Below are 24,979 nucleotides of genomic sequence, written 5' to 3'. Positions count from 1 at the left end.
TTTTTACCCTTGTTAATTATTGAGTTGACTGTCTTTTAAATACGATCTTATCAATATTATAATCCCTTAAGCATAAAAAAAAGGCTACCGAATCGGTAGCCTTTTTGCGAATCAAAATGATTACGAGTCATCGCCGAGCTGGAGTCGATGGAACGACTTAACCAGCGGAGTATCATTGTTTTTGAGATACTCCTCAACAGAGAGACTGTTATCCTTCACAAACTTTTGTTCCAGGAGAACGCGTTCTTCATAAAAGCGTCGTAATTTACCTTGTGAAGCCTTTTCAGCAATTTCTTCAGATTTTCCTTCTTCAAGAAGTTGGTCTTTGGCAATTTCGAGTTCTTTTTCAACGATTGAGCTATCAACGCCTTCTCGTGTTACGGCCAACGGATTCATTGCCGCAATCTGCATGGCTACATCTTTGCCAATTTCCGGATCTTCTACCTCATCTTCGAACTCAACCAATACACCAAGTTGATTTCCGGGATGAATATAAGAGATAAAGGAACCGTCTGTTTCAGCATATAAAACGCGGTTAATCTTAATTTTTTCACCGATTTTACCAACCATGTCTTTTACGTGATCGGCAATAGAAAGTCCTTCATAATCGGTTTCAAGAAGCTCATCAACCGATTCGATTTGGTTTTCAAATACGATGTCTAAAAATTGTTGAGTGCGATTTTGGAAATCATCGTTACGAGCAACGAAATCTGTTTCGCAATTAATTTCGAGTGCTGCGGCTTTACTTCCGTCATCGCTTACGCGCGTAACAATCAAACCTTGATTGGCTTCACGATCAGATCGCTTTTCAGAAAGTTGTTGTCCCTTTTTGCGAAGGATTTCAGTTGCTTTTTCAAAATCGCCGTCAGCTTCTTGGAGGGCCTTTTTGCAGTCCATCATGCCTGCTCCAGTCTGTTCGCGTAGTTCTTTTACGTCTTTTGCAGAAATACTCATTGTTCGAGTTACGCTATTTAAATTGTTGTTCTAAGTTTAAGAGAATAGTACAGTACAGCCGTTTATCACTCTTCTTCGTTCGAAGAATCGTCGTCACTGGAATCTTTCTTCTTGCGACGTTTACGGCGTTTACCTGTAGCTTTGGTTTTTTCTTTTACCTGTTGCTCTTCAGCTTTACGCGCTTCTTCTGTAGCCTGATCCATTATTTGCTCCTCACTTTGGGCTTCACGCTCGGCGTTACCTTCAATAATAGCATCGGCAATTTTAGAAGTGACAAGCTGAATGCTGCGAGCAGAATCATCATTGCAGGGAATAATGTAATCCGGAATATCGGGATCACTGTTGGTATCAACCATTGCAATAAGGGGGATATTTAGTTTAACCGCTTCATTTACGGCGATGTCCTCTTTAATGGTATCAACAACAAAGATTGCGCCGGGAAGATGTCCCATATTGGCAATACCGCCCAAGGTGTTTTCAAGCTTATCATACTCACGCTCCAGCATGAGAGCCTCTTTCTTTGTAAGCTCGTCAAAGGTACCGTCTTTACTCATACGATCGATTTCTTCCATACGAGAGATGCTCTTTTTGACAGTACTGAAGTTGGTCATCATTCCTCCTAACCAACGGTGAGTAACAAAAGGCATCCCACATCGGATGGCTTCTGTTCTAACAATGTCTTGAGCTTGCTTTTTGGTACCGACAAAAAGGACATTTTTTCCGGCCCGGGCAAGTTTGGTAACTTCATCCAGTGCTTCCTGGAAAAATTTCTGTGTTTTTTTGAGATCAATGATGTGAATCCCGTTGCGTTCCATGAAGATAAATTCCTTCATTTTGGGATTCCATCGGCGGGTAAGGTGACCAAAATGGGCACCGGATTTCAATAGTTCTTCTAAGTCAGGTGTAGTAGGCATAGGTTAGATTTATTTTTGAGTTAATCCTCTATGCAGATCATCCCCGGCGCTAATCCCAACAGTTGTTGGAACACTCGGCGCACTGAGTAGCTGCATATGTGTGATTGAATTTTGTAACGTGTGGAAAAAGAAAACGTGTAAGCGCGATCTATTAACGCTTGGAGAACTGGAACTTCTTACGAGCACCAGGTTGACCGTATTTCTTGCGTTCTACCATACGATCGTCGCGTGTAAGCAGATCATGTGCTTTCAAAACATCGTGCCACTCTTCGTTGTGATCATCAAGAGCACGAGCCAAAGCGTGTTGGATAGCGCCGGATTGTCCGGTGATGCCACCGCCGCTTACATTTACCAAGATATCAAACTGTCCGTCAGATTCGGTAACGTCAAGCGGAAGCTTGGCTATATTGCGATGTGCCTGAGTGCAAAAGTATTCATCCAGAGGTCGTTTGTTTACAACAAACTCACCTGATCCAGATTGAATATAGAGTCGCGCAGTAGAAGTTTTTCTTCTTCCGATGAAATTTTTCTGTTCCATTCGTGATTAAAGCTCGATTTTTTCTGGTTGTTGTGCTTCTTGTTCATGAACCGGACCGGCATAAATCCGAATATTGGTCATAAGCTTGTCGCCCATCTTGTTCTTTGGCAACATTCCTTTTACAGCTTTTTTAATAACCAGTTCGGGATTGTGGTCCAGCATCTCTTCTGCCGAAGTGAAACGTTCGCTGCCGGGATATCCGGAATAACTGAAATATTCTTTCTGTTGTAGTTTCTTGCCGCTCAGTTTAACTTTGCTGGCATTGATTACAACAACGTTGTCACCGGTGTCCATATGAGGAGCGAAGTTAGGCTTATGCTTGCCTCTAAGTAGACTTGCTACTTTGGAAGCAACTCTTCCGAGCGCCTTATCTTCGGCATCAACAAGAACCCAATTCTTTTCGATATCACTCGGTTTAGGGGAGTAGGTCTTGTAACTGTTAGTATCCACGGTTAAAACTTGTTTATAATTGCTTTTATGTGAAGTCTCGAAAAATAGGCTTATTTATATCCATTTGCAACGGTGAAGTTATGAATATTTTCTAAGCACTATTTGAGACTGAAATTTCGGTCATATCGGTGTCTTAATTTATATGTTGTAATAGAAAAAACTGGAGTTTAAGATAAGATATTCTTAAAAATTAATTGTACCTTTCAGCTATAGAAAGGCCTCCTTAAAATAGGCCAAACAAAGTTGAAAAAGGACAATCGAGATGCCATGAGTAAAGAGAATAAATTTTTACAGACCAAAATCCCATTCGATACAGGAGCTGGCCAAGCGCACCTGTATAGTTTGAAAAAACTGGAAGAGCTTGGATACGATAATATTAGCAACTTGCCATTTACAATTCGTGTTTTGCTGGAATCGGTACTCAGAGAACACGATGGCTATGTTGTTTCCGATGATGACGTTGAAGTATTGGCCAATTACAATGCAAAAAATCCTCAGGGCGAAATTCCGTTTAAGCCTTCACGGGTTGTACTGCAGGATTTTACGGGCGTTCCTGCTATTGTTGATTTGGCGGCATTGCGTTCAGCGATGGAGCGCATGGGCGGGAATCCAACTTCTATTAACCCGCAGGTGCCGGTAGACTTGGTGATTGACCACTCGGTACAGGTTGATGAGTTTGGTCAAGAGTTTGCCTTTATGCACAACGTGGAGAAAGAGTTTGAGCGTAACCGCGAGCGATATGAATTCCTGAAATGGGGGCAACGATCCTTTGATAATTTTAGAGTAGTTCCTCCGGGGCGTGGTATTGTCCACCAGGTGAACCTTGAATACCTGGCCAAAGGAGCATTTAGTCGGGAAGAGGAAGATGGCACCACCGTGGTATATCCCGATACGCTTGTGGGGACTGATTCTCATACGACCATGATTAACGGTCTGGGTATTTTGGGCTGGGGCGTTGGCGGTATCGAAGCGGAAGCTGCCATGTTGGGACAACCTATATATATGCTCGTGCCCGAAGTAGTGGGGATGAAGTTGACCGGAAAATTGCGCGAAGGCATTACGGCAACCGACTTGACGCTTACAGTAACGCAGATGCTTCGAAAGCACGGCGTAGTTGGTAAATTTGTAGAGTTTTATGGTGATGGTCTGAGCCATATGAGTCTGCCCGATCGTGCGACCATTGCCAATATGTCTCCGGAATACGGTGCAACAATGGGATTCTTCCCGATGGATGATGAGGCTATGCGCTATATGCGTCGCACTGGTCGCGATCCGGAGCATGTAGAAATGGTTGAGCGATATATGAAAGAGCAGGGATTATATCATACTGATGATATGACCGATCCCGAATTTACGGATACACTGGAGCTTGATCTCGGTGATGTGGAAACCTCGCTGGCCGGTCCCAAGCTTCCGCACGACCGCATTGCGTTGCCCAATATGAAAAAAACGTTTGAGAGCAGTCTGACTAGTGATGATCCTACTATGGGATTCAACTTGGCGCAGGAGAAGCTGGCGAATAAAGGCACGTTTAAAAATGGAGAGGAGATTGAGATGGAGCATGGTGATGTGGTAATTGCTGCCATTACATCCTGCACAAATACATCGAACCCAAGTGTAATGTTGGGAGCTGGAATTGTAGCGAAGAAAGCGTTCGAAAAAGGCTTGGAAGTTCCTCCTTATGTTAAGACTTCCTTGGCGCCCGGTTCTCGTGTAGTTACCGATTATCTTGATGAAGCCGGACTTACGGATTATATGGATCGACTTGGATTTAACCTGGTGGGCTATGGATGTACAACCTGTATCGGCAACTCAGGACCATTGCCCCAAGCGGTTGAAAATGCGGTGAAAGAAGGAGACCTGATTGTAGCAGGCGTACTTTCGGGTAACCGAAACTTTGAAGGACGAATCCATCCCTATGTGAAAGCTAATTATTTGGCTTCGCCGCCGTTGGTGGTAGCTTATGCATTGGCGGGTACTGTAGATATTGATCTCGAAAATGAACCGCTTGGCAAAGACAAGGATGGCAATGATGTATATCTCAAAGATATATGGCCAACATCCGAAGAGATTGCCGAGCATCTCGATAATGCTATTCGTCCCGAGCTTTTTGAAAAGCAGTATGGTGATATTTTTAAATCCGAGGAGTGGGATGAAATTCCAGTTGGCGGAGGAGAGCTTTATGAATGGAAAGATGAATCAACGTACATTCAGGAGCCGCCATTCTTCATGGATATGGGCGAAGATCCCGATCCCATTACATCAATTAACGGTGCGCGTGCATTGGTAAAAGTGGGTGATTCTATCACTACCGATCACATTTCACCGGCAGGAAATATTCCTAAAGATAGTCCTGCTGGTAAGTACCTAATTGAGCACGGTGTTGAGCCGAAAGATTTCAACTCTTATGGATCGCGTCGGGGTAACGATCGCGTGATGACTCGCGGTACGTTTGCAAACGTGCGATTTAAAAATCAGCTGGCTCCGGGTAAAGAGGGCGGATATACCAAATACTTCCCCGAAGATGAGATCACGACTATCTACGATGCGGCTATGCGGTATAAGGAAGACGATACGCCGCTGGTTGCACTGGCTGGAGATCAGTACGGTACAGGCTCATCACGAGACTGGGCCGCCAAAGGTACTATTTTGCTGGGCGTTGAGGCAGTAATTGCCACCTCGTACGAACGGATTCACCGTTCTAACCTTGTTGGAATGGGGGTACTTCCGCTGCAGTTCAAAGAAGGAGAATCAGCGGATACCCTTGGACTGGATGGTTCGGAAGAATTTGATATCCATTTGGATGACGAGCTAAAAGCACAACAGATGGTGAACGTTGAAGCCAAAAAAGAAAACGGGGAAATAGTTTCTTTTGAAACGATTTGTCGTATAGATACCCCTGTTGAGGTAGACTATTATCGCAATGGCGGAATATTACATTACGTTCTGCGAGAGTACTATCGAGCTGAACAAGAACAGAAAAATTAGTATCTGCTAATTTTGGATTGCAAAATATTAAAGCCCGGATTCGTTTAGAGTTCGGGCTTTTTTTATTGGCATTTGATTGTATTTTTTGTAATTATTTTTAATAAATTCAAAAAAATAATAAATAGAGAAGGTTAAGAGAGCGAAAATTAAGGTTAATCGGGTTTACTGAGGAAAAAATGTCATCACTTAATAGAGATAAGATAGCTGGAAAAATTTCGTATAATGAAAAAACAAGCAGTAGTCTTCAAATTCTGCTAAAAAATATTAGCAGTGTTAATAAGGCTGTTAAGCTGAGAAATATTTTGCGAGAGAGTGTTGAAGTTGTGCAAAATGTGATGAATACAGAAGCCAGCTCCTTGATGCTTTTGGATGAAGATACCGGTGAGTTAATTGTGAGTATGCCCACGGGTCCGGTTAGAAAGGAGGTTAAAGGCAAAAGAATTGAAAAGGATAAGGGAATTGGCAGCTGGGTGGTTAAAAATGGGAAGCCATTCTATTCTAATAATGTAACTGAAAGCGAACTATTTGCCGGTGATATATCTGAAGACTTCACCAGCGAAAATATCATCTGCGTGCCCCTTCGGAACAGCCATAACAAAGTGATTGGAGTATTACAGGCTATTAACAGGCGCGATGGTGATTTTACTGATCGGAATATACCTGTTTTTGAAGCGCTGGCAGATCATGTGGCACTGGCGATTGAACGGAGTAGGGAACTACAGGACGTCCAAAGTAAGCTCGAAGAGCGAGATTTGCTGCTGACAGAGGTGCATCATCGGTTAAAGAATAATTTATCAACAATAACTGCTCTCATTGAACTGGAGCTTGCTGATATTGAAGATGAAGCGGCCAAAGAAGCTTTACAGAAAACGATGACTCGCATCAAATCGATGACAGAAGTGCATGATTTTCTGTATAACAATAAGCCCGGTAGTGAGATTAAGCTGAAGTTATATGTTGAACGGTTATCCGGCAAAATTTCTGAGATTCTTTCCCATGCTTCACGAGATGTTAAAATACAAGTAAAAGCCGATGATGTATCTTTGGATACCGACCGGGCCATGAGCTGTGGGTTACTTCTCAATGAATTACTGGTAAATTGCTATAAGCATGCTTTTGATGAAGATATTGAGGATCCCAGGATTATTATTGAAGTCAATGAGTTAGATGATAAAATCATTGAGTTTAAGGTTTCTGATAACGGGGCCGGTATTGAAGAGGATTTTTCGATCACGGAATCGGGCTCCGTTGGCGGATGGCTTATTGATGTGCTCATTCGCAGGCTTGATGCTGATATTAATATCCAACGAGGAGATGGAACTACCTTTTTGATTCGTTTTGATAAATAAAGTCAGAATAGCTTAAACTGGCCACCGCTCAATTCCGCGCATTGTAAAAATATTCGCCATAAGTTGAGAGATTGGAGGAGTTAGCATTAGGGAGACTAATTGTTTTCGAAAAAATGGAGTTGTGATTTTTCTTCCCAATTTCATATTCATTTCTGCTCTTTGGATAGCATTTTTGGCGGCATGTTCTCTTCGTTTTTGATACTGATTCAGGATTGTATGTTTCTGAAAGGTATTGCCCAACACCTGAAGTAATGCATCTGCCAGATCCCGTGCATCAAGCCAACCCAAATTCATTCCCTGGCCGCCTATGGGACTTACGATATGTGCAGCATCTCCGACTAAAATAGTGCGGTTTTTGACCATGGGATAAGCAATCAGTTTTTGTACACCGAAGCTGCTAAGCATAGTATGTTGAGCATCGCTCAGCGAGTGGCCAATTCTATTGAAAACGTCCGATATCAGCTGATCTTTCGAAACATCATCAATATAATTATCTGTTTTAACTACCCATCGACGGTGGTTATTGGGCAAAGGAAAAGATTCAATAAGTCCTTCATCACAAAGAAAGATAGCCGCATCAGAACCAAAATGAGTGTTTTCAGTGAAATCGCCCATAATATAGGTGTCGGGATATTGTTGCCCCTTGAATGCAATATTCGACTGCCTGCGAACCAAACTATTTTTACCGTCACACCCCACCAGATATTTGGCCCGGACGGTATGCATTTTACCGTTTTGCTCAAAGTTAACCTCAACATGTTGGCTATGCTCTGTGATTGTATTGACTTCAGCATTGCGGAGCAGCGCATTGGGATTTCGTTTGGTCAAAGCTTGTTCGAGCAACGTCTCGGTTTGGTGTTGGGGAAGAGCTAAAATAAAGTTGTACGGTTTTGGACAGCTTTTAAACGACAGCGAACCGATTTTTTTCGTATTTACGAATGCATGACCCTGTTGGATCTTGATTCCATCGCGGATAAAATTGCTGACAATATCTAATTCCTTAAATAGCTCAAGCGATACGGGATGGATACCCAGCGATCGTGATCCCGGACGCGGAGCTGATCGTTTTTCAAGAATAATATACGAAATATCGGCCTGTTCAAGACATAAGCCCAGGTATAATCCCACCGGCCCGCCTCCAATAATGATGACCTGATATGTTTCAGATAAGCTATTCATCTTCACAAGTTATCATTAGGCGAAAAGGAAAGAGGTTTTGCACATTCCAATCCTGCGGGATAATCGCTGCTAATTCGTTTTTAGTATAGCTTCGTTTGATGGAGATTAGTCCATCTTCGGTGATGAAAGAATTCCGGAAAAAGGGTCGAGAGAAGATATTGAACAAAAGATAGGCCCAGTCGTTTCTTCGCAGATCATTAAAGAGAACCGATTTTGAACATAACTTTTTTGCCTGTTGCAGTATGGATATAAGTTCTTGCTCATCTAAGTGATGAACCAAATGGTTGGACAGAACAAAGTCGAATTGTTGTGTTTCGGGGTTTAATTCTGAGAGTTCACACTGCAAGAATTCGATGTTCGAGGACATATCAAGTGTTTGTGCAAATTCCATTGCCCGGGGATCGGGATCGATGGCTGTAATTTTGAAGTTAATTCCATCTTCTTGCAACCACGCGGCTAACTTTATGGGGATATCACCGCCGCCAAAGCCGATATCCAAAAACGAAAATTGCGAATGCTGGTTAAGGTGCGGACGGATAAACTGCTTATATATATGCCGCCAACGCGATATTAATGCATTGATCTGGCTGAACTGCTGATAGGTATTATACAGCTTGTCAGCATCACAATGGGGATCATCCATGCGCTCTTTACTTTCGGTATCTCGGTGAGATAGAAACAGAGGCATCAGCTACCCTGTATTTTCTGGAGTAATCCGCTTTCAATGGTTAAGCCCGGGCCAAAGGCCATCGCCAGAACAGCCTCTTGTTTTTTGGAAGCTGGCCGATTTAACAAATCTTTCAGTACAAACAGGATGGTAGCGCTGCTCATATTTCCGTAGTTGGCCAGTACGTTTCGAGATGGCAATAGTTGGTCGTCAACAAGGTTGAAGCTTTGCTGAACTTTATCCAGGATCGCACGTCCGCCGGGATGAAGTGCCCAATGATGAATATCATTAGCTGTAAGTTGATAATCTTCGAGCAATGGTTGAATGGATTGCGCCAGGTTGGATTTGATAATATCCGGCACATAAGTAGATAATACCATATCAAAGCCGGTATCGCCGATCGTCCATGCCATATCTTTTTCACTGTCCTGGGCGATAGATGTAGCAAACTGAGAAAGTTCAAAGCTGTTATTTTCCTGGGATTTGTTGCTGTTGATGATTGCTCCTGCCGCACCATCAGCAAAAACGGATGCTGAAATCAAGTTGTCAGTAACTTCTGAGGGTTGCAGGTGTATAGTACAAAGTTCAAGACAAACGATAAGTACGTTTGCATCAGGTTGGGACTCACAAAAAGCTTTGGCCATTTTCATAGCGGGAAAGGCGGCAAAACATCCCATAAAACCAAGATGAAACCGTTGAGTAGATGTTGATAATCCCAGTTTTTGGATGATTTCGAATCCGGGTTCCGGAGCAAAAAAGCCGGTGCAGGAGACAGTGATAACGTGTGTAATGTCATCGCGATCTACGAACGGATTGTCAGCGATGGTTTGCCGAGCCGTTTCTACAAAAAGTTCTTTTGCTTTCTGAGTGTAAAGTTCGTTGCGGTCTCCGGTAGAGGGTACGTTTAAGGTGCCATCCTCCTGAAAGAAAAATCGCGGATCGCCGTTGGCATTAAAATCGGGAATAACGGTATGGCGCTTGTTAATTCCAGACTTGGAGTAAATACGATGGATAATGCGCTGCGTAACTTCTTTGTCGCTAATGTATTCTTTCATGCGTTCGCGCAGAAAGTTCTGATCATACGACCGTTCGGGAACCATCGTGGAAATATTTTGGATGTAACTAGCCATCTACCGCTAAATTAAAGGGTTAGAGTATGTACTTTATAATACCCTAATTTTGTGGTAAAAATTCCGAATTCCTAATTTTATAAATTCAGGTCGCGTAGTTCGTATTACTTTGTTTTATAATACGCAATATGAAATAATCAATATACCATGCCATCAATCATTTTTTGTAAGCAAGTAGAACCGGATATTGTGTAATATTGCCGCAATCGTTAGCCCGGCAATAAGTCCCATCCAAAGACCCTGTGGTCCAACATTGCGAATAATTCCCAGGTAGTAGCCGAAGGGAAGGCCCACCATCCAGTAGGCGATAAAATTAACGACCATTGGTACAGTGGTGTCTTTGAGTCCGCGAAGAGCGCCATAACCACTGACTTGCAGTCCATCCGAAATTTGAAAAATGGCAGCCATATATAGCAGGCTTACCGCTACTTGCTGAACTTCAGCATCTTGCGTATACATGCTGGTAATGAGTTCTGGAAAGAGGTACATAATTATGGCAGTGATGCTCATAAAAAAGGTAGCCATGGTAATACCCAGGTACCCGCGTTTTCGAGCTTCGGCTATAGATCCCTTTCCAATGGCGTTTCCAACTCGGGTGGTGATGGCCGTTGAAAGTCCGAAAGGAACCATAAAGGTCATTGCCGAAAAGTTAATGGCAACTTGATGACCGGCAACGGCCACAGCACTGAGTGATCCCATCAATAAACTCACTAAAGCAAACATGGTCACTTCCATGGTAGAGCTGAGACCGATGGGGATACCCACCTGTAGGAGCTCTTTTAGGTATTTCCATTCCGGCAGCCGCCAGGTTGAAAATATTTGGAATCGGTCGTACGGCTTATGGTTCATCGTGAAAAGAAGCATCCCCAGAAACATGACATACCCCACGATGGAGGAAGCGTAACCGCAGCCGACTGCGCCCAGTTCGGGGAAGCCGAGGTGACCGTACATAAGTACGTAATTTGCTCCCACGTTGACAAAAACACCGATAAGAGCGAAATACATAGCCGGACGAGTAGCCGACATCCCTTCGTTGAAAAAGCGGAGCGCCATATATCCACAGACCCCAAAAACGCCCCACGAAATGGCATCGAGATAGCCTTGTGAGAGGGGGATAATCTCTGGCGTTACATCAAGAAAGTGCATGACAAACTCGAGATTGCGGATTAGGAAAAAGATGGGGATGGCGAGCATCAGGCAGAGCCACAATCCCTGCCGGACATTGACACCAATTTCATCGAAATTACGTCCCCCGATATGCTGAGCCACGATGGGAGTAAGCGCCATAAGCGTGCCGGCCGCCAGCATCATAAAGGGCATAAAGACCGCCCCGCCCACGGCAACGGCTGCGAGATCTTGGGCCGAAAGGTTGCCTGCCATTACTGTATCCACAAAGTTCATCGACATTTGCAGCAGTTGAGCGATAATGACCGGTAGACCGATCTTGAGTGTAATACCGGCCTCTTTGCGCAGGTTATATTTTTCGGATTTTAAATAAGCGAGCATTAAAGAATATACTGCTTCAGGAAAGAGAAATTTTCGATTTCAGCGAATCGCGTATGGTACAAAAAATGTGAGGGAAAAGTAAGCTAAGCTTGGGTGTTAGTTTTGAGGCAACTTAATCACAAAAGTAGTGCCTTCTCCTTCGACAGATGCAAAGCTAATGCTGCCTTCGTGTGCTTCGATAATTTTTTTACAAATCGCCAGCCCCAGGCCGGTGCCACTGGATTTAGTCGAGAAGTTCGGAACAAAAATATTGGGACGGTCTTCTTCGGCGATGCCGCTGCCGTTGTCTTCTACCTCAATAAATACATTTTGCTTATGGTGATGGTATAGTCGAAGCACAATTTTTCCGCCTTCATCGGGCATCGCTTCGTAGGCGTTTTTTACCAGGTTGATGATAACCCGCTTTAGCTCATCTTTTATGCCTTGAATATGCACCGGATGCTGTGGAGTTTCGAGATGAATACTGACTTTTTCATCATGTTCGTAGAGCTTGGCAACCGAATTTAAAATAGTTTTTAGATCAACTTCTTTAAAATCTTCGGTGAGCGGTTGGGAGAACTTTGAAAAATCAGAAGCGATATGATTAAGTGATTGAATCTGTTCAATCAGATTGGCTGTAATCTGTTGTACTTTTTTCTTTAACTCTTCGGGATTTTGATGGTCACTTTTTAGTTGTCGTTCCAAATGCTGAACGTTCAATTTCATCGGTGTGAGCGGGTTTTTGATCTCATGGGCTACCTGCTGGGCCATCTCTTTCCAGGCGGCTTCGCGTTCGGCGGCGGCGAGCTCCTTTTGCAGCTTTTTAAGTCGCGATACCATATTGTTGTAAGCTTCGGCAAGATTTCCGATCTCATCATCGCTGGTGACGGGAATGGTGGTATCGAGATTACCGCCTGAGATTTTGTTTAGCCCGCGTTGAATGTGTACTAATGGACGTGTGAGTTGCTTTGAGATAAAGGTTGATCCGAGGATAAATAATCCAAATACAAAGAGGTAAACGAGAATGAGATAACTGATAGTTTCAAGCAGCTGCTGGTCGTATTTCGGAGATTCCAAAAACGTAGGGATGGCAATGGTGGCTATCGGTTCGTTTTGGTTATTTAAAATGGACCGATATCCGATGAGTAGATTCTGTCCGGCTAGTTGAACATTGGAATAAGCGTCTTGGCGATTCCGATTGTTTAACTGGTGATAAATATCATAAGGCAAGGCTGCGGGCAGCAGATGCTGTTGGTAGATCTGCGGAGTGGTCGTTTCCGTAACGGTTCGTCCGGTATAAAAGCTGGCATCAACATCAAGGGGAGTGGTAAGAGAATCCAGCGAAAAAGAAGAACCGAGCTGACTTTTTTGCCGAATAATTTGATTCGATTCGATAGTGTTGGATAACCGTTCGAGCTTGTCGACCAGCTCTTGCCGTACGATATCGCGGTTTTGCTGTTTTATAGCGTAATGGGATGAGGCAATTAGGAATCCCAGAAAGATTAGCGTTGCAAGCAGAAAACTATCGATCAGCCGATCCTGGAAACGCACATTGGAGCCAAGAAACCGGAAGGTGAATTTTGGCATTGTCTGTTTTATTAGTAGGACAACGCCGCTTATCAACAACAGGAAAAAGCTGAAACGAAAGAATGAAAAAAGGATGATCCTGAATCCGGGCAGGGTAGTACTTGCTTTGATGACGTTGTCCTTAGATTCGTTCCAAAATAACGTGCGGTACGAAAAGGTGTCTGTTTCGTTGGTTACATAGATGAGGGTATCACTTTGTAAAGCGTTAAGTTGATTCTGTTCTAAGGTGCGATATTTAGGGAAATAGTTGGTAAAACCCTGCTGTACGGAATTTATAAGTTTTCCGTTTTGAAATTTTTGCAAGAGGTAAGGGGTGTTTAAATCCTCAAAGCTAAGCCTGGACATAACGGTTCGGATGGGCTTATTGTATTCCGGACGTTCCTGATACACTGAGCAGAGAATCCAGGCAATAGGTTCTTGATCCGAAATTCCAAAAATGGGAATCCAGCCACGATAAAAGGTGCGATACTTTTGCTGATTAACGAGTTGTGGTAATTGAACCACCGGCCGAATCGTGGACTTGGTAATCTGTTCAATTTCGGTAACAATCTGCAGCGTTGATATGTTATACATATTCACCCAATTGGGAGAGTTAAGGTCGGTAGCATAATCGCTGATCAGTTCTCCTGATGAATTTACAAGCTGAAGATTTAACGAATAGGTGTTACCTCTGGGAGAAATATAATCCTGTATTGTTTGGGTAAATCGGGTTTGCAGGTTAGATCTGTTTTCTTGTAGATCTTCGGAAGTAATTCCTCTAAAACTTTCTTCAAGCCTGATAAGTAAATTACGTGTAAGACGTTCTGCAAATTGATCTTCCTCCTGGGCATAGCTTGATGCGCGCTGCCATAGTTTATCATCGGTATTATTAAGTGCCGCCTGATATATTGCCGGTAAACAGACAATAGCAATTAAAAAGGATCCGATAATAACTTTTCTCATGCGGGATTTTCTGGTAAGCTGAGAAAGCTCTTTTTCATAGGAAATAGCAATAGTCAGCACAATGATAAATCCCAAAATGCTGCTGTAGAACATCGAGTTGAAAATAAGGCGTTCCGGAATAAACAGTTGGGCAGCAAATAGGCTTAAAATAAAACTCGTAGATAAAACGGATGAAGTGAGCTTGAGATGCTCCCGGGAAAATCGAAATAGCATACGATTTAAAACTACGAGTAAAATACCGGCAGCCAAGGTTGCCATTCCAAGTACCAGGTACAAAATGATAGTTCCGGGTTCGGGGAAAATGCGTAGGTCGAGAAGAGCCACTCCTGCACCATTTGTTGCCTGGAAAAGCATTTTAAAAAAGCTGAGAATGCCCAACGCATTAACAACTCCAAAAATACCGGCTAAACTTATGACGGTTAAATACCAATCGGCTTTGAGCTCGTGCTTGTATTCCTGCAGCTTTCGTGTGATTACCCAAGAGGCAATAAGGGCAAAAGCAGCATTGGTGAAAGCAGTACTTAGGTTGGTAACCATGTTAACCCACTCCGTACTATCCGATGAGGTAATCGAAAGTATCCAGTAGGATAGTATACTGGAATGCGATGAGATTGCCCATCCAACGATAACAAACAGGAGTTGTGTCAAGAGGGCCTTCCACCATAAAAGATTTTCGGCAGCAATGAAGAGAATGGAAATTATAAGTACAAAGCTGAGAACAGCAAAGATTGATCGCCAAAAGGTATTATTTTCTTCCCACTCTGTTCGGGTTTGCTCAAATTCATCAGCGGTGGCGTAAACCACGCCAACAGAATCGTCTTGCAAATTTGTTAAGGTCTCGCTTTGGACGACTTGGGCCGGGGGATCACTAAAAATGCTAAAATTAAGAGGGTACGACGTTGAGAAATTATCAGAGTTAAACAGGCTGAACTCGCTATCTCCTCCAATAGAAAGAGGATTATTTTGTCGGATACGATAGGTGGTAAATAGATTGTATTTGGTGGTACCCGAACTGTCTTGAATACTGAATGGAATATGGCACTCCCAGTAAATTACATTGTTGTGTCTCTTTAGGATGAGAGCAGGTGCAGATGGATCGCGATTTTGAACTTGGGTGGTATTTTGTAGGGCAAATCCCCTCCAGATGATAGGTTTATTCTCATGATATAATGCAGCACTCCAAAGATCGGGAATTTGATTCAAAGTATTGTAAAGATATTGGTCGGATCTGTTTTGCAACAGCGGTGCTTGAAGGGTGTTCGCCAAATTTTGTGAGTCGGATAACAGTTTTTTCTGTTCTTCCAGAAAATAATCGGTGGCTCTGTCAAGGCTGCTCTCCACGACTTCTTTGTTAGTTGTGGCTGATGGTTTTACGCCATAGCGCCATCCTTCGAGGAGTAATCCGGTCACCAGTAAAGCCAGTAATGACCAGCCCAGCCAGTGATATAGTTGTTTTTTTGAGGAGAAGTTAATCATAGCCACAGCAATCGGTTCCTTAATACGAAATATGAACCGAAATTAAGGCTGAATCAAGTTAGGAATTTCTGAAGCTGGTCGTCCTTCTAATATTCCAATGATGGCATCGGCAGCAAGCATGCCAATGGCTTCGCGGGTTTGAAAGCTGGCACTGGCAATATGGGGAGTTCGAATACAGTTGGGTGCTGTTTTAAGTTTGGGATGTAGTTCCGGTTCATTTTCAAAGACATCCAGACCGGCACCGCCGATAGATCCATTATGCAGAGCATGAGCAAGGGCCTCTTCATCGACCACAGGTCCGCGCGAGGTATTAATTAAAATCGTGTCATCCGACATTAAAGAGAGTATTTCTTCATTTATCAGGTGATGCGTTTCATCAGTCAGAGGACAATGGAGGGTTATAATATCCGATTGCGAAACCAGCTCTTGAACAGTTGAGCAATATTTAGCGTCGAGTTCTTGCTCGAGATCAGGATTTACTTTGCTTCGATTGTGATAAATGATATCCATTCCCAGAGCTTTGGCCCTGCGAGCCACGCCCGTGCCGATACGTCCCATCCCGATAATGCCAAGCGTACTGCCGTTTAGTTCTTTTCCCAGAAAACCGAGCGGTTCCCAGTTGTCAAATTTTCCGTCCAGAAGATATTTCTGCGCTTCAACCAGGCGGCGCGATACGGCGAGCATAAGTCCGATCGTAAATTCTGCACAGGAATCGGTAAGTACGTCCGGAGTATTTGCCACGGCTACGTCGTGTTTTCGGGCCGCTTCAAGATCGATATTGTTATAGCCCACCGCGTGATTAGCAATAATTTTAAGATTTGCTCCCGCGGCAATAACTTTTTCTGTTATTGGGTTAGAGAGCATTGGCAGTAATGCATCATAGGCAGGGATATCATCAATAAGCGCCTGCTCATTATTATAGATGCCTCGCTCTCCTATATCTACCTGATACCGTTTTTCAAGTTTATTAATTACGGATGGAATAATGGGCTCTGTAATAAGGATGCGTTTGGACATAAAACCTTACAAACTATATGAGCTGCCGTTAACAATTGCTTTTTCGTGAGTGCTTAATTCTTTTTCAGTGATGTTACTGTAGATATATGAGAAAGGAGTGAGCACTTGAGAGCACATCATCTCGGGATTGCGCCACGCTTTAATATCTAAATACAGGGAGTCGCCGGAAGTGCGATGGGTAACCTGTTCAAGTTTTGTGCAGGCATCCGGAAAAGTTCCGCTGACCATCAGTACCGGCTTATCGTTATCCGTTATCTTTTTAACAGAATCGATATACACTTTTGATTGCTGATGCGGTTCATCGTCGGGTTCTTGGATGGTTACTAAATTTTCATAGGATTCCACAGTATCACCTTTTTGTGATGATGAAGCACAGCCAATGATCAAAACAAAAAATATTACAGTATAAAGAAGTAATCGCACGCTACTGATCATCTTCTATTTTTTGGACGGGAGCATCATTCCACATTTGTTCAAGAGCATAATATTCCCGCAGCTCTTTTTTAAAGATATGAACGACGACATTTACGTAATCAAGAATAACCCACCGGCGGGTTTCACGCCCTTCTTCTTTCCACGCTTTTTCATTTAGCTGCTCCTTGGTTTCTTTATTGACGTTATCGGCGATGGCTTTAATTTGCACATCCGTGTTGGCATGACAAATAACAAATTTATCTGCCAGCGTGGTCAATTCATGAACGTCAAGCACGGTTATATCTTCAGCCTTGCGGTCAAGGAGGGCTTCGCCAATGACTTCGATGAGTTTGTCAGAATCAACCGTTTTCTGGTCATTGGAACTGCTAAACTGTTGATTAGTTTTGGGGGATGTATTGGTCATATAATATTTGTTATAACTTGAGTGATTTGTAATCTGAACCGATTACCACAGTGGCATCCAGATAAAAGTCTTCTGATGCTTCTATAAAGACATGTTCTTCTGCAATGCCAAGTGCATCAGCTACGCGCTTGGCATTATCGGTACTAAAGGTACGAGCAATAACGACCGTATTTTGCATGTCGAAATTTTTAAAGTTTCCGGTTTCTACCACATCAAAACCGTTTTTTCGCAAAGCGGATGTAAAATCATTGGCAAGGCCTGGAACGCCACAACCGTTTAAGACTTCCAGCTGTATAATATCTCCGATTAATTCGGGATTATTTGTAGCTCGCTGATTTTCAATTCGCGGGTAGATAATGCGCGTAAATAATCCAAAGATAAGAATTGCCAGCAAAAGGCTTAGAAAGCCGATGGTTGCGTTTAAAGCAAAAGAATTCGTTTCGCTATTCTTTGATGTCATTAATTATTAAATCCGAAACTCAAAAGTTGCGATCATGGAATGGTGATCTGAAAGGATTATGACGCATTCCCGAAGACCATGGATTCATTCCATATCCATAGCTGGGCAATTGCTGGAATTGAATGCGAATATTGCTGCGATCACTAATCTGGTAATTAAGTTCAGCGTTACGGATTAAAAACTGGGTATCCATGCCGTTGTTGGAGTTGGGGGACATCATGCTGTTACCAAAGGGTGAATGTAACAGCGACAGGTCTACCCGCCCGGTTAGATCCTCTGAGAAGAAGAAATGCATGGTGTTGGTATAGGCATTCATGTTTTGAAACTGTCCGCCAACACTTCCGAACATCATCGAGTAGGAGTGGTCCATCCGCATATTAAACAGGTTGCCAAGATCTGCACCTTGGCTGGGATCATTTTGTTTGATGATTGGTCCCATCAGCTCAGAACTATTGCTAACTTCTGATCTTAATTGTGCATGAGATACAGAACTAAGCCCAACTAAAAATAAAACGACTAAACTTATCGTTGATATAATCCCTGTTTTTTTCATCATAAGACAATTACCAGATTTTTTAATCTCTTCACAGCTAATATAACGATTAGCTTCTTAAGAAAGTATAATAAAGTCTTTATCTAAGATAAAGAGCTGAGTGTGATCGTTGACAAATTTTATAGATCGCAGGGAGAACCAAGAACAAGTCTTATTTAAGTATGATTAAGGTAGGTCAATGCGGAGGTGGAGGGATTCGAACCCCCGGAACCAAAAAGGTTCAACGGTTTTCGAGACCGCCCCATTCGACCGCTCTGGCACACCTCCATGTTAAATATTGCCGTTTGTCCTACGGAATAAAATAGAGTATATTTGGAACGCTTTGAATCTGACTAAAATACCGGTTAAGCAAAACAAATAAAAGCCCATAGTTCGATAATGAAACTTACCGATTTTAAATTTGAGACAGAAGATTTTAATGTTCCTGACGAACCTGTACAGCCACGAGACGCTGCAAAGCTGATGGTTCTGAATCGAGAAGATCAATCCATCAAGCATGAAACATTTGCAGATATTCACAAATACCTGGACGAGGGAGATGTATTAATATATAACAACACTAAGGTTTTTCCCGCGCGGCTAAAAGGAAAGAAAGAGAAAACGGATGCTGATATTGAAGTGTTTTTGCTTCGGGAACTGGTACCTGAAAATATGCTTTGGGATGTGTTGGTTGAACCTGCGCGGAAAATCCGTATTGGAAATAAATTGTACTTCGGCCCCAATCTGATGGCCGAGGTGATTGATAACACAACATCCCGCGGTCGTACAATCCGCTTTCTTTTTGAGGGATCAAATGAAGAGCTGTATCACATTTTGGATAACATCGGTGAGATGCCGCTGCCTCCATATATCGAGCGCGAAGCGAGAGAAGAAGACAAGGAGCAATATCAAACTATTTTTGCCAAGGAGCGCGGCTCAGTTGCGGCACCTTTTGCAGCCATGCATTTTACTGAAGAACTGGTTGAGAAATTAGAAGATAAAGGTGTTGAGATGCTGCCCATCACGATGCACATCGGGTGGGGGACATTCCGTCCATGTGAAGTGGAGGATTTGACGAAACATCGCACCGATTCTGAAAATTATTATATTTCCGAAGAAACGTCGGCTAAAATTAATGAAGCACTGGCAGATCCCGACCGCAAAGTTGTAGGGTGTGGTACCACTTCGGTGCGAACCATTGAAACAAGTATTACTGCAAGCGGTATTTCAAAACCGGGAACAGGGTGGACGGATAAATTTATCTTTCCACCTTACGATTTTAAAATAACTGAAGGAGTTATTACCAACTTTCATCGTCCTGAGTCTACAATGTTAATGTTGGGAGCTGCATTTGCCGGATATGATTTTCTGATGGAAGCCTATGAGGAAGCGCAGGAAAATGATTATCGTTTCTTCGCTTTCGGCGACTCAATGCTGATACTCTAAGCTGTGACTACAAAAGCTCTTATAATACCGGCTGCGGGAGCGGGCAGTCGTATGAATAAAGATACGCCCAAACCTTTTTTGCAGTTAGGAAATCGTACTATTTTAGAGCAAACAATTCGTCGTTTTTTACCACTCGATGGATTGCAACAGGTTTTGGTTGCTACTTCAGAATCTTTTTTGGAAAAAACTGAGGATATCCTTGAAGAGGTGCTTCCGCCTCAGATAAAAGGTCATTGTTTGGTAGGTGGCAGGACGCGTCAGGAATCTATATATAACGCTTTGCAAGATGTATCTGTGACGGACCTTGTAATCGTTCATGATGCCGTTCGTCCTTTTGTAAAACTACAACATGTTCAGCAATGTTGTGATACGGCCGAAAAATATGGCGGGGCGGTTTTGGGAGTACCTGCCAAGGATACAATCAAGCGGGTAGATGATCAGCAGGAAATTAAAGAAACACCATCGCGAAAATTTTTATGGCAGACGCAAACGCCGCAGGTCTTTCAAAAAGATCTGCTTATTCGGGCGTACGAGCAGGCAATTAAAGATAATTTTGTTGGGACGGATGATGCCTCTTTGGTAGAACGGCTGGAGGAAAAGGTGAAAATGGTAAAGGGAGATCGATCGAACTTTAAGATCACCTATCCGTTGGATTTGGAGCTTGCAGAATTATTAATCAAAAAAGATAAATAGTATGCGCATCGGATATGGATACGATGTACATCGGTTTGAGGAGGGTGGCCCGCTTATTTTAGGCGGTGTTGAAATTCCATTTGAAAAAAGCCTTTCTGGTCATTCTGATGCAGATGTCTTGCTGCATGCCGTCACGGATGCTTTACTCGGCGCGTGTGCATTGGGTGATTTGGGAAAACATTTCCCGGATACCTCCGAAGATTATAAAGATATTGATAGCAGGGTGCTGTTACGAGAGGTATTAGGACTTATTAAGGAGAAGGGATTTTCTGTTGGAAATGTTGATGCCACAGTTGTAGCTGAAAAACCCAGGTTGGAGTCGTATATAAATGAGATGCGTCAAGTGATTGCAAAAGATCTGAGAGTGGATATTGATCAGATATCTGTAAAAGCTACAACATCTGAGGGTCTGGGGTTTGAAGGTCGTGGCGAAGGTATTTCAGCAAGAGCAGTAGTTTTATTAGAGGAGAGTGAATAATGGCTGAGCAATTTGTTCAGGAGGTAGTCCAATTTATTTATACGCTTCCTCCGTCAAGTATTTACTTGGTTTTCTTTTTTGTGGCCTATGTCGAAAATATCGTGCCGCCCATCCCTGGTGATGTGTTGGTAGCTTTTGGCGGATATTTAGCTGCGGAATCAGTTGTGGGATTGGTTCCGATTTTACTGCTTACCACTATAGCTTCGGTTATTGGATTCATGAGCATGTATTGGATTGGCAGCCGATGGGGTACGCTTATTCAACAAAAAAAGAAGCAGTTTTGGCTGCTTCGATTTATACCACTGAAATATATTAACAAGGTTCGGTCGTGGATGCAACGATGGGGGATGGGGGTCGTTTTGGCAAACCGTTTTTTGGCCGGCACCAGATCCGTTATTTCATTAACAGCGGGATTGAGTCACACCCGGATTAGTAGCACTATCTTTTATTCAACAGTAAGTTCTCTTTTGTGGAATGGAATTTTGCTTTGTTTTGGATGGATCGTGCACGAGAATTGGCAACTTATTGGAAAATACTTATCGATATATGGAAGAATAATTTTAATAGGTATTGCCATTTTCATAGTAATTAGGCTAATAGTCTATTATTACAACAAGCGGAGCCCGAATTGATAGATTTATGTAGGCTGTTAAGACAAAAAGATTTAATTAACAATTTTGTGTTGACAAAAATGAAAACTGTACTTAGTTTTGGAGTCTTTCGGCCAAAGGCTGATTGTTGCATTGGAACGTCGTTCCAAAGATAGAAAAAAGACTCGATAAGCCAGCGTAGCTCAGGGGTAGAGCAGCTGTCTTGTAAACAGCCGGTCATCGGTTCGAATCCGGTCGCTGGCTCACTTGGTTCGTCGGGTGTTTTGAAGGATTGGCCGAAATAATTTTGACATACTGATTTCGCGGGGGGATACCAAAGTGGCCAACTGGGGCAGACTGTAAATCTGTTGGCGTGAGCCTTCGAAGGTTCGAATCCTTCTCCCCCCACACTAAGCGGGCGTAACTCAATTGGTAGAGTGTCACCCTTCCAAGGTGAATGTTGCCGGTTCGACTCCGGTCGCCCGCTCAGCCCCATGCGGGAGCAAGCACAAGCCGTTATAGCTCAGGGGTAGAGCACTTCCATGGTAAGGAAGGGGTCGTCGGTTCAATTCCGACTAACGGCTCTGCAAGTGCAGAAACAATTATTGATATGATTCTGAACATTTAACTGTAAATTTATTTACTCATGGCAAAAGAGACATTTCAGCGAAACAAGCCACACGTAAACATAGGAACGATAGGTCACGTAGACCACGGGAAGACGACCCTGACGGCGGCGATTACGACGGTAATGGCCAAGCACCACGGCGGGGTGGCCAAGAAGTTTGTCGACATCGACAACGCCCCCGAGGAGAAAGAGCGGGGGATAACGATCTCGACGGCGCACGTCGAGTACGAAACCGAAGCGCGCCACTACGCGCACGTGGACTGTCCGGGCCACGCCGACTACGTCAAGAATATGGTGACGGGGGCGGCCCAGATGGACGGGGCGATTTTGGTGGTAGCGGCCACCGACGGTCCGATGCCGCAGACCCGCGAGCATATTCTGCTGGCCCGCCAGGTAGGCGTCCCGCAGATTGTGGTCTTCATGAACAAGACCGACCTGGTCGACGACGAAGAGCTGATCGAGCTGGTGGAGCTGGAAGTCCGCGAGCTGCTGAGCTCCTATGAGTTTGACGGGGACAACATTCCCGTAGTGCAGGGATCGGCCCTGAAAGCCCTGGAGGGCGACGAGGAGGCCGAGCAGAACATCCTGGATCTGATGGACGCCGTCGACGAGACGATTCCGACGCCCGAGCGCGACGTCGACAAGCCGTTTTTGATGCCGGTCGAGGATATCTTCTCGATTACCGGCCGCGGTACTGTGGCGACAGGCCGTATCGAGCGCGGAGTGGTGAAGCTGAACGACGAGATTGAGATTGTAGGTATTATCGAAGACCCGATGGAATCGGTCGTCACCGGCATTGAGATGTTCCGGCGGATGCTCGACGAGGGCCAGGCCGGCGACAACGCCGGGATCCTGCTGCGCGGGGTGGATAAAGAAGAGCTCCAGCGCGGGATGGTACTCTGCGAGCCGGGCTCGATTACCCCGCACAAGAAGTTCGAATGCGAGGTATACGTGCTGAGCAAGGACGAAGGCGGCCGACACACCCCGTTTTTTGACGGCTACCGCCCGCAGTTCTACTTCCGGACCACGGACGTGACCGGATCCTGCGAGCTGCCCGATGGGGTAGAGATGGTGATGCCGGGCGACAATGTGACGATGGAAGTGAGCCTGATTCAGCCGGTAGCGATGGAAGAAGGCCTGCGTTTTGCGATCCGCGAGGGCGGCCGCACGGTAGGCGCCGGTGTTGTAACTGAAATTATTGAGTAATAAGTCTCGTTTCTGCACGTAAAATTGCACGAAAGAATAGGCTTCTTGAAGGTCTGTTCTTTCGGCATATACGGGTGTAGCTCAATTGGCAGAGCAGCGGTCTCCAAAACCGAAGGTTGTGGGTTCAAGTCCTTCCACCCGTGCAAGTTTAGAATTGGATATAAGTTCATGAATAGTATAAAAGAATATTTACAAGATGTGCGCAAGGAGATGAAGAAAGTCTCCTGGCCAGATCAGGACGAGTTGGTTGACTATACTATTGTTGTAGTAGTATTTACGATACTCTTGTCTGCATTTATTTTTGCGGTAGATCAAGTTTATAGCACGATATTAGAGGCCATTTATCAATGACACAAGAAGATCAACATCAGTGGTACATCGTACGTATATTTTCTGGCCATGAAAAAAAGGTTAAGCGATATTTGGATCGTGAAATCGAATTGCAGGGACTGGAAGATAAAATTAGTGAGGTGTTGATTCCTACTGAAACAGTAATTGAGATACGGTCAGGAAAAAAACGCACACGGGAAAAGAACTTTCTTCCCGGCTATATTCTTTTGAAGACAATTTATGATGAGGAGGTAAATAACCTTATTCAAGGTGCTCCATCAACAATTGGATTTTTAAAGAATAAGAATGAACAAAATCCCAAACCTCTCCGTAAGTCCGAGGTAAATAGAATTCTTGGACAAGTTCAGGACAATGAGGACGCAATGGAGGAAGGAGGCAAGATTGAAATTCCCTATGATGAAGGAGATATTGTAAAGGTTATTGATGGACCATTTAAAGATTTTGATGGAACCGTACAAGAGATTAATACTGATAAACTCAAACTACGTGTTCTTGTAAGTATTTTCGGTCGAAAGACCCCGGTTGAAGTTGGTGTGAACCAGGTAGAACCTGCAACTTGACCACAATTTAATCACTTGATGCAAAGTGAGCTATTACGCGGCAAATAAAAATTAGTACAAGCAGTAAATTAAAATGGCAAAAAAAGTAGATCAAGTACTTAAGCTCCAGATTCGTGGCGGGCAGGCAAACCCTGCACCACCTGTTGGACCTGCGTTAGGTCAGGCTGGGATCAATATTATGGAGTTTTGTAAGGCATTTAATGCTGCTACACAAGAAGACGCCGGAACGATTATACCGGTTGAGATTACTGTGTATCAGGATAAATCCTTCACTTTCATAACTAAGACTCCACCTGCTGCAGTACTGCTAAAACAAGCTGCTGGGATTAAATCCGGTTCCGGAGAGCCAAACAGAACTAAAGTTGGCCAGGTAACCTGGACCCAGTGCAAAGAGATAGCAGAACAGAAGATGCAGGATCTCAATGCTTTTGAGATTGAGAGTGCTGCAGAAATGATTGCAGGTACTGCCAGAAGTATGGGGCTGCGAGTACAAAGAGATAAATAGAAGGTAAAATTAATTT

The 24,979-nt window shown here is 43.7% G+C and carries 24 protein-coding genes and 6 tRNA genes; 15 read left to right on the top strand and 15 right to left on the bottom strand.

Annotated features, from left to right (window positions below):
• Positions 1-120: 120 nt before the first annotated feature.
• From tsf to rplM, 4 genes are all read right to left on the bottom strand, one after another.
• Entirely contained in the window at positions 121-954 is an 834-nt protein-coding gene (gene tsf / locus U5J89_RS06410; protein WP_322574777.1) for a translation elongation factor Ts, read from the bottom strand.
• A gap of 65 nt (positions 955-1,019) precedes the next feature.
• Positions 1,020-1,868 carry a 30S ribosomal protein S2 gene (gene rpsB, locus U5J89_RS06405; protein WP_322574776.1) on the bottom strand — a complete coding sequence of 283 codons (849 nt, stop codon included), beginning with the start codon at positions 1,866-1,868 and terminating at the stop codon, positions 1,020-1,022.
• 151 nt (positions 1,869-2,019) lie between these two features.
• Entirely contained in the window at positions 2,020-2,406 is a 387-nt protein-coding gene (gene rpsI, locus U5J89_RS06400; RefSeq protein ID WP_322574775.1) for a 30S ribosomal protein S9, read from the bottom strand.
• A gap of 6 nt (positions 2,407-2,412) precedes the next feature.
• Positions 2,413-2,856, bottom strand: a complete 444-nt coding sequence (gene rplM, locus U5J89_RS06395; protein WP_322574774.1) for a 50S ribosomal protein L13 — start codon at positions 2,854-2,856, stop codon at positions 2,413-2,415.
• A gap of 267 nt (positions 2,857-3,123) precedes the next feature.
• Here rplM and acnA point away from each other — a divergent pair, with 267 nt between their 5' ends.
• Positions 3,124-5,844, top strand: a complete 2,721-nt coding sequence (gene acnA, locus U5J89_RS06390; protein ID WP_416208503.1) for an aconitate hydratase AcnA — start codon at positions 3,124-3,126, stop codon at positions 5,842-5,844.
• 176 nt (positions 5,845-6,020) lie between these two features.
• A complete protein-coding gene (locus U5J89_RS06385) occupies positions 6,021-7,193 on the top strand; it encodes a histidine kinase dimerization/phosphoacceptor domain -containing protein (protein WP_322574772.1) in 1,173 nt (390 codons plus the stop codon).
• 12 nt (positions 7,194-7,205) lie between these two features.
• On the opposite strand, the gene U5J89_RS06380 is transcribed toward U5J89_RS06385, so the two are convergent.
• From U5J89_RS06380 to U5J89_RS06330, 11 genes are all read right to left on the bottom strand, one after another.
• On the bottom strand, positions 7,206-8,372 hold the full coding sequence (locus U5J89_RS06380; protein ID WP_322574771.1) for an NAD(P)/FAD-dependent oxidoreductase: 1,167 nt from the start codon (positions 8,370-8,372) through the stop codon (positions 7,206-7,208).
• Positions 8,365-9,060: a class I SAM-dependent methyltransferase gene (locus U5J89_RS06375; RefSeq protein ID WP_322574770.1), complete on the bottom strand. Its 696-nt coding sequence runs from the start codon at positions 9,058-9,060 to the stop codon at positions 8,365-8,367. The genes U5J89_RS06380 and U5J89_RS06375 overlap by 8 nt, the downstream gene beginning before the upstream one ends.
• Positions 9,060-10,169, bottom strand: a complete 1,110-nt coding sequence (locus U5J89_RS06370) for a type III polyketide synthase (RefSeq protein ID WP_322574769.1) — start codon at positions 10,167-10,169, stop codon at positions 9,060-9,062. Before U5J89_RS06370 ends, U5J89_RS06375 begins: the two co-directional genes overlap by 1 nt.
• A gap of 153 nt (positions 10,170-10,322) precedes the next feature.
• Positions 10,323-11,675 (bottom strand): MATE family efflux transporter, encoded by a 1,353-nt coding sequence (locus U5J89_RS06365; RefSeq protein WP_322574768.1) that lies wholly within the window; start codon positions 11,673-11,675, stop codon positions 10,323-10,325.
• 96 nt (positions 11,676-11,771) lie between these two features.
• Positions 11,772-15,659 (bottom strand): ATP-binding protein, encoded by a 3,888-nt coding sequence (locus tag U5J89_RS06360; RefSeq protein ID WP_322574767.1) that lies wholly within the window; start codon positions 15,657-15,659, stop codon positions 11,772-11,774.
• Positions 15,660-15,701: 42 nt separating this feature from the next.
• On the bottom strand, positions 15,702-16,676 hold the full coding sequence (locus U5J89_RS06355) for a D-glycerate dehydrogenase (RefSeq protein ID WP_322574766.1): 975 nt from the start codon (positions 16,674-16,676) through the stop codon (positions 15,702-15,704).
• A 6-nt stretch (positions 16,677-16,682) separates the two neighbouring features.
• Positions 16,683-17,111 carry a hypothetical protein gene (locus tag U5J89_RS06350; RefSeq protein WP_322574765.1) on the bottom strand — a complete coding sequence of 143 codons (429 nt, stop codon included), beginning with the start codon at positions 17,109-17,111 and terminating at the stop codon, positions 16,683-16,685.
• Positions 17,101-17,514 (bottom strand): ribosome silencing factor, encoded by a 414-nt coding sequence (gene rsfS, locus U5J89_RS06345; protein ID WP_322574764.1) that lies wholly within the window; start codon positions 17,512-17,514, stop codon positions 17,101-17,103. Before rsfS ends, U5J89_RS06350 begins: the two co-directional genes overlap by 11 nt.
• Before the next feature lie 10 nt (positions 17,515-17,524).
• The gene (locus tag U5J89_RS06340; protein WP_322574763.1) at positions 17,525-17,974 is read right to left on the bottom strand and encodes a LytR C-terminal domain-containing protein; all 450 of its coding nucleotides are present in this window, start codon (positions 17,972-17,974) and stop codon (positions 17,525-17,527) included.
• A 19-nt stretch (positions 17,975-17,993) separates the two neighbouring features.
• Positions 17,994-18,530: a hypothetical protein gene (locus tag U5J89_RS06335; RefSeq protein ID WP_322574762.1), complete on the bottom strand. Its 537-nt coding sequence runs from the start codon at positions 18,528-18,530 to the stop codon at positions 17,994-17,996.
• 178 nt (positions 18,531-18,708) lie between these two features.
• Positions 18,709-18,794 (bottom strand) — tRNA-Ser (locus U5J89_RS06330).
• 111 nt (positions 18,795-18,905) lie between these two features.
• Between U5J89_RS06330 and queA the strand changes: the two genes are divergently transcribed.
• The 13 genes from queA to rplK all read left to right on the top strand — a co-directional run bounded on the left by queA (position 18,906) and on the right by rplK (position 24,963).
• On the top strand, positions 18,906-19,952 hold the full coding sequence (gene queA, locus U5J89_RS06325) for a tRNA preQ1(34) S-adenosylmethionine ribosyltransferase-isomerase QueA (RefSeq protein ID WP_322574761.1): 1,047 nt from the start codon (positions 18,906-18,908) through the stop codon (positions 19,950-19,952).
• Between the two features lie 3 nt (positions 19,953-19,955).
• On the top strand, positions 19,956-20,645 hold the full coding sequence (ispD, locus tag U5J89_RS06320; protein ID WP_322574760.1) for a 2-C-methyl-D-erythritol 4-phosphate cytidylyltransferase: 690 nt from the start codon (positions 19,956-19,958) through the stop codon (positions 20,643-20,645).
• 1 nt (position 20,646) lies between these two features.
• Positions 20,647-21,123: a 2-C-methyl-D-erythritol 2,4-cyclodiphosphate synthase gene (gene ispF, locus U5J89_RS06315; protein ID WP_322574759.1), complete on the top strand. Its 477-nt coding sequence runs from the start codon at positions 20,647-20,649 to the stop codon at positions 21,121-21,123.
• A complete protein-coding gene (locus tag U5J89_RS06310) occupies positions 21,123-21,755 on the top strand; it encodes a DedA family protein (RefSeq protein ID WP_322574758.1) in 633 nt (210 codons plus the stop codon). The genes ispF and U5J89_RS06310 overlap by 1 nt, the downstream gene beginning before the upstream one ends.
• Positions 21,756-21,905: 150 nt before the next feature.
• A tRNA-Thr gene (locus U5J89_RS06305) sits at positions 21,906-21,977 on the top strand.
• A gap of 61 nt (positions 21,978-22,038) precedes the next feature.
• Positions 22,039-22,121: transfer RNA gene (locus tag U5J89_RS06300), tRNA-Tyr, on the top strand.
• Between the two features lie 6 nt (positions 22,122-22,127).
• Positions 22,128-22,200: transfer RNA gene (locus U5J89_RS06295), tRNA-Gly, on the top strand.
• Between the two features lie 25 nt (positions 22,201-22,225).
• A tRNA-Thr gene (locus U5J89_RS06290) sits at positions 22,226-22,297 on the top strand.
• 62 nt (positions 22,298-22,359) lie between these two features.
• A complete protein-coding gene (gene tuf, locus U5J89_RS06285; protein WP_322574004.1) occupies positions 22,360-23,547 on the top strand; it encodes an elongation factor Tu in 1,188 nt (395 codons plus the stop codon).
• Between the two features lie 70 nt (positions 23,548-23,617).
• Positions 23,618-23,690 (top strand) — tRNA-Trp (locus U5J89_RS06280).
• Between the two features lie 25 nt (positions 23,691-23,715).
• Positions 23,716-23,898: a preprotein translocase subunit SecE gene (gene secE / locus U5J89_RS06275; RefSeq protein WP_322574757.1), complete on the top strand. Its 183-nt coding sequence runs from the start codon at positions 23,716-23,718 to the stop codon at positions 23,896-23,898.
• Positions 23,895-24,458, top strand: a complete 564-nt coding sequence (gene nusG / locus U5J89_RS06270) for a transcription termination/antitermination protein NusG (protein WP_322574756.1) — start codon at positions 23,895-23,897, stop codon at positions 24,456-24,458. The genes secE and nusG overlap by 4 nt, the downstream gene beginning before the upstream one ends.
• Positions 24,459-24,531: 73 nt before the next feature.
• The gene (gene rplK, locus U5J89_RS06265; protein ID WP_322574755.1) at positions 24,532-24,963 is read left to right on the top strand and encodes a 50S ribosomal protein L11; all 432 of its coding nucleotides are present in this window, start codon (positions 24,532-24,534) and stop codon (positions 24,961-24,963) included.
• Positions 24,964-24,979: the final 16 nt, after the last annotated feature.

Source organism: Fodinibius sp., from assembly GCF_034521915.1.
Taxonomy (GTDB): domain Bacteria; phylum Bacteroidota; class Rhodothermia; order Balneolales; family Balneolaceae; genus Fodinibius.
The sequence above is the reverse complement of the archived record's forward strand: the minus strand, read 5'-3'. Positions and strand labels throughout refer to the sequence as shown.

Coding starts and splice junctions, on each gene's coding strand:
- U5J89_RS06310 (WP_322574758.1), top strand. CDS start 21,123: ATGGCTGAGCAATTTGTTCAGGAGGTAGTCCAATTTATTTATACGCTT.
- U5J89_RS06380 (WP_322574771.1), bottom strand. CDS start 8,372: ATGAATAGCTTATCTGAAACATATCAGGTCATCATTATTGGAGGCGGG.
- tsf (WP_322574777.1), bottom strand. CDS start 954: ATGAGTATTTCTGCAAAAGACGTAAAAGAACTACGCGAACAGACTGGA.
- U5J89_RS06360 (WP_322574767.1), bottom strand. CDS start 15,659: ATGATTAACTTCTCCTCAAAAAAACAACTATATCACTGGCTGGGCTGG.
- queA (WP_322574761.1), top strand. CDS start 18,906: ATGAAACTTACCGATTTTAAATTTGAGACAGAAGATTTTAATGTTCCT.
- U5J89_RS06340 (WP_322574763.1), bottom strand. CDS start 17,974: ATGACATCAAAGAATAGCGAAACGAATTCTTTTGCTTTAAACGCAACC.
- nusG (WP_322574756.1), top strand. CDS start 23,895: ATGACACAAGAAGATCAACATCAGTGGTACATCGTACGTATATTTTCT.
- rpsI (WP_322574775.1), bottom strand. CDS start 2,406: ATGGAACAGAAAAATTTCATCGGAAGAAGAAAAACTTCTACTGCGCGA.
- U5J89_RS06355 (WP_322574766.1), bottom strand. CDS start 16,676: ATGTCCAAACGCATCCTTATTACAGAGCCCATTATTCCATCCGTAATT.
- U5J89_RS06335 (WP_322574762.1), bottom strand. CDS start 18,530: ATGATGAAAAAAACAGGGATTATATCAACGATAAGTTTAGTCGTTTTA.
- secE (WP_322574757.1), top strand. CDS start 23,716: ATGAATAGTATAAAAGAATATTTACAAGATGTGCGCAAGGAGATGAAG.
- ispF (WP_322574759.1), top strand. CDS start 20,647: ATGCGCATCGGATATGGATACGATGTACATCGGTTTGAGGAGGGTGGC.
- U5J89_RS06350 (WP_322574765.1), bottom strand. CDS start 17,111: ATGATCAGTAGCGTGCGATTACTTCTTTATACTGTAATATTTTTTGTT.
- U5J89_RS06385 (WP_322574772.1), top strand. CDS start 6,021: ATGTCATCACTTAATAGAGATAAGATAGCTGGAAAAATTTCGTATAAT.
- rplK (WP_322574755.1), top strand. CDS start 24,532: ATGGCAAAAAAAGTAGATCAAGTACTTAAGCTCCAGATTCGTGGCGGG.
- U5J89_RS06375 (WP_322574770.1), bottom strand. CDS start 9,060: ATGCCTCTGTTTCTATCTCACCGAGATACCGAAAGTAAAGAGCGCATG.
- tuf (WP_322574004.1), top strand. CDS start 22,360: ATGGCAAAAGAGACATTTCAGCGAAACAAGCCACACGTAAACATAGGA.
- rpsB (WP_322574776.1), bottom strand. CDS start 1,868: ATGCCTACTACACCTGACTTAGAAGAACTATTGAAATCCGGTGCCCAT.
- acnA (WP_416208503.1), top strand. CDS start 3,124: ATGAGTAAAGAGAATAAATTTTTACAGACCAAAATCCCATTCGATACA.
- U5J89_RS06370 (WP_322574769.1), bottom strand. CDS start 10,169: ATGGCTAGTTACATCCAAAATATTTCCACGATGGTTCCCGAACGGTCG.
- rsfS (WP_322574764.1), bottom strand. CDS start 17,514: ATGACCAATACATCCCCCAAAACTAATCAACAGTTTAGCAGTTCCAAT.
- U5J89_RS06365 (WP_322574768.1), bottom strand. CDS start 11,675: ATGCTCGCTTATTTAAAATCCGAAAAATATAACCTGCGCAAAGAGGCC.